Origin of the sequence: Mycobacterium sp. 1081908.1 (assembly GCF_001673535.1) — a bacterium.
Taxonomy (GTDB): Bacteria; Actinomycetota; Actinomycetes; order Mycobacteriales; family Mycobacteriaceae; genus Mycobacterium.
Window position 1 is genome coordinate 1 of sequence record NZ_LZLY01000002.1, and the last position, 4,082, is coordinate 4,082.

Genomic DNA, 4,082 nt, shown 5'->3' on the forward strand with positions numbered 1-4,082 from the left:
GCGCGGCCGCGGTGCAGATCGGGTTGCCGCCGAAGGTGCTGCCGTGCAGGCCGGGACTGAGCAGTTCGGCGGCCGGCCCGACGGCCAGGCACGCCCCGATGGGCAGCCCGCCGCCGAGTCCCTTGGCCATGGTGACGATGTCGGGGGTGATGCCGTCGTGCTGGTGGGCGAAAAACGCTCCGGTGCGGCCCATCCCGGTCTGCACCTCGTCGAGCACCAGCAGGGCGCCGTGGCGTGCGGTGATGTCCCGCGCGGCGGCCAGGTAGCCCTCGGGCGGGACGACGACGCCGCTCTCCCCCATGATCGGTTCGAGGAACACCGCAGCGGTGTCGTCGCCGACCGCGGCGGCCAGCGCGTCGGTGTCGCCGTATGGCACGTGGGTGACGAATCCCGGCAGCGGCTCGAACGGCGCCTGCTTGGTCGGCTGGCCCGTCAGCGCCAGGGATCCCATCGTGCGGCCGTGGAAGGCCTCTTGTGCGGCAACCAGTTTCGTGCGACCGGTGAGCCGCGACATTTTGAACGCCACCTCGTTGGCCTCGGTGCCGGAGTTGCAGAAGAAAACCCGCGCCGGCGCGTCGGCACCCAGCAGCGCGACCAGTTCCTCGGCCAGCGCGATGCCCGGTTCGGTGGCGTAAAGGTTGGAGGTGTGCCCGAGCGTGGTCATCTGGTGCGTGACGGCCTCGATCACGGCCGGGTGGCGATGGCCGAGCACGTTGACGGCGATGCCGCCGAGCAGATCCACGTAGGTCTTGCCGTCCACGTCGGTGACGACGGCGCCGTCGCCGCTGGCCAGCGCCACCGGCGGGGTGCCGTAGTTGTGCATCATCACGGCGTCCCACCGCTGCTTCAATGCGTCGGTGTGAGTCACGCGCTCACCACCTTCGTGCCCGTACCCGCATCGGTGAAAAGCTCGACCAGCACGCAGTGTTCGACCCGCCCGTCGATGACGTGCGCGCTGGGCACACCCCCGGTGACGGCCCGCAGGCACGCCTCGACCTTGGGGATCATGCCGGTCTCCAGCGTGGGCAGCAATCGCGCCAGGGCGACGGTGTCGATCTCGCTGACCAACGATTCGCGGTCCGGCCAGCTGGTGTACAGGCCTTCGACATCGGTGAGCATCAACAGCTTTTCGGCTCCCAGAGCTTCGGCCAGCGCCGCCGCGGCGGTGTCGGCGTTGATGTTGTGGACCACACCCTCGGCGTCGGGCGCCAGGGTCGAGACCACCGGAATGCGCCGCGCCGCAATCAGATCCAGCACCGCGGCGGTGTTGACCAGATCGACGTCGCCCACCAGCCCGATGTCGGTGGCCACACCGTCGACCGTGACGCTGCGCCGCACCGCGGTGAACAGTTGCGCGTCCTCGCCGGTGATGCCGACGGCGTAGGGGCCATGCGCGTTGATCAGGTTCACCAGCTCGCGACCCACCTGCCCGAACAACACCATCCGCGCCACGTCGAGCACTTCGGGTGTGGTGACCCGGAAGCCGCCCTTGAAGTCGCCCTCGATGCCGAGCCGGCGCAGCATCGCGGTGATTTGCGGTCCGCCGCCGTGCACGACGACGGGATGGATGCCGCAGTTGCGCAGGAACGCCATGTCGGCCGCGAAGGCGTGGCGCAGCGTGTCGTCGGTCATGGCGTTGCCGCCGTATTTGATGACTACGATCTTGCCGTGCAACTGCTTGAGCCAGGGCAGGGCTTCGGCCAGCACCTGCGCTTTGACCTCGGTGGGCAATTCTTCGACGCGGAGGCTCATGAGCTGTAGGCCGAATTCTCTTCGACGTAGCCGTGCGAGAGGTCGGTGGTCCGGACGGCGGCCCGGCCGTCGCCGATGCGCAGGTCGACGGTGATGTCGATGTCGGCGCCCGAAAGGTCCACCTCGCGCGCGCCCGGCGCGCCGACCCCGTCGACGCATACCGCGAACCCGTTGAACGACACCCGGATTCGGTCCGGATCCAGGTCGATCGGCGCCATGCCCACGGCCGCGAGCACCCGGCCCCAGTTGGGGTCGGATCCGAACACCGCCGTCTTGACCAGACTGTCGCGGGCGATCGCCCGGGCTGCGGTCAGCGCCTCGTCCTCGGAGGCGGCCCCGGTCACGGTCACGGTAACGCGCTTGGTGACGCCCTCGGCGTCGGCCTGCAGCTGGGCGCACAGGTCGTCGCACACGCGCAGCACTGCCTCGTCGAGGTCGGCCTGCGGCGGGGTGATCTCGCTGGCGCCCGAAGTCAGCAGCAGCACGGTGTCGTTGGTCGAGCAGCAGCCGTCGATGTCGAGCCGGTCGAAGGTGCGGGCGGTGGCGTGCCGCAGCGACCGGTCGAGCGCCTCCGCGTCGACGGCCGCGTCGGTGGTGAGCACGCACAGCATGGTGGCCAGCGACGGGGCCAGCATGCCCGCGCCCTTGGCCATCCCGCCGACCGTCCAGTTGTCGGGATGGTGCAGCGCAACCTGTTTGGGCACGCTGTCGGTGGTCATGATGGCTTGGGCGGCGTCTTCGCCGCCGGTCAGCCCGCCGGCCATTTCGTGCACGATCTCGCGCACCCCGGCGAGCACCTTGTCCATCGGCAGCCGGTCGCCGATCAGCCCGGTGGAGCACACGGCGACCTCGATGGCGCCGGTCTCGGTGCCCCAGTCCGACAGCGCCGCCCCCACCGCCTCCGCGGTGGCGTGGGCGTCCTGGAAGCCGCCGGGACCGGTGCAGGCGTTGGCGCCGCCGGAGTTGAGGATGACGGCGCGCAGCGCCCCGGTGGTCAGCACCTGCTGGGTCCACAGCACCGGCGCGGCCTTGACCTTGTTGCGGGTGAACACCCCGGCGGCCGCGTAGTCGGGCCCCTCGTTGAAGACCAGCGCGAGGTCGCGGGCCCCGGATGCCTTGATCCCCGCGGCGATTCCGGCGGCCCGGAACCCGGCCGGGGCGGTGACACCCTGTTCGCGCAGCAACCGCGCGGCGGCGGCAACCTCCGTCACGGCGCCACCCCCACCACCGAAAGGCCTTCGGCCTCAGGCCAACCCAGCGCCAGGTTCATCGACTGCACGGCGGCGCCGCCGGTGCCCTTGACCAGGTTGTCGATCGCGGCGATCGCCACGAAAGTCTCCGCGGCCTCGTCGACCGCCACCGCGATGTGAGCGGCGTTGCTGCCGATCACGGCCCCGGTACGGGGTAGCTGTCCGTCGGGCAGCAGGTGGATGAAAGGCTCCGCGTCGTAAGCCTTTTCGTAGGCGGCCCGCAACTGCGACAGCGGCGCTCGGGTGCGCGCGGTGCAGGTGGCCAGGATGCCGCGGGAGGTGGGGATCAGGACCGGGGTGAACGACACGGTGACGTCGCGGTCAGTGACGGCGCCGAGCCCCTGGGCGATCTCCGGGGTGTGCCGGTGCGCGCCGGCGATGTTGTAGGCCCGCGCCGATCCGATGACCTCCGAGCCGAGCAGGTCGGTCTTGGCGGCGCGGCCCGCGCCCGAGGTGCCGCTGACGGCAACCACCGTAACGGCCGGTTCGATGAGGTCCTCGGCCATCGCGGGAGACAGCGCGAGCAGGGCCGCCGTCGGGTAGCAGCCGGGAACCGCGATGCGGCGGGCGCCGCGCAACCGCTCGCGTCTGCCGGGCAGCTCCGGCAGCCCGTACGGCCAGCTGCCGGCGTAGGTCGTCCCGTAGAACCGCTCCCAGGCGCCCACATCGGTGAGCCGGAAGTCGGCGCCGCAGTCGACGATCAGGCTTTCCGGGCCAAGACGTTCGGCCAACGCGGCCGAATGACCGTGCGGCAGGGCCAGGAACACCACGTCGTGGCCTTCAAGAACGCCCGCGTCGGTGGGCTCGACCACCTGCTGGGCCAACGGAATCAAATGCGGATGGTGCTCACCCAGCGTGCTGCCGGCGCTTGCCGCCGCGGTCAAGGCGCCGATCGTGAGGCGGCCGTCGGCGTAGCCCGGGTGCCCGAGCAGGAGCCGTAGGATTTCCCCGCCTGCATAACCGGTGGCGCCGGCAACCGCCACCCTCAACACGTCGGCCATCTGGCCGATTCTGCATGGTTATGCAGTGGTTTGCAAATCCATTCCACCCTATGATCGCGGGGCGGTGTGCGCCCAGGAG

The 4,082-nt window shown here is 70.6% G+C and carries 3 protein-coding genes and 1 pseudogene; all 4 read right to left on the reverse strand.

Annotated elements, in window-relative coordinates; all coding sequences use genetic code 11:
- Nucleotides 1–826: acetylornithine transaminase (locus A5655_RS00035; protein WP_231999025.1), on the reverse strand; the 826-nt coding region annotated here is incomplete at its 3' end.
- 38 nt (nucleotides 827–864) lie between these two features.
- Complete coding sequence (argB, locus tag A5655_RS00040; protein WP_067004256.1) at nucleotides 865–1,752, reverse strand: acetylglutamate kinase; 888 nt, start codon at nucleotides 1,750–1,752, stop codon at nucleotides 865–867.
- Nucleotides 1,749–2,963: a bifunctional glutamate N-acetyltransferase/amino-acid acetyltransferase ArgJ gene (argJ, locus tag A5655_RS00045; protein WP_067004258.1), complete on the reverse strand. Its 1,215-nt coding sequence runs from the start codon at nucleotides 2,961–2,963 to the stop codon at nucleotides 1,749–1,751. The genes argB and argJ overlap by 4 nt, the downstream gene beginning before the upstream one ends.
- A pseudogene (gene argC / locus A5655_RS00050) lies at nucleotides 2,960–4,019 on the reverse strand (N-acetyl-gamma-glutamyl-phosphate reductase). Before argC ends, argJ begins: the two are co-directional and overlap by 4 nt.
- Nucleotides 4,020–4,082: the final 63 nt, after the last annotated feature.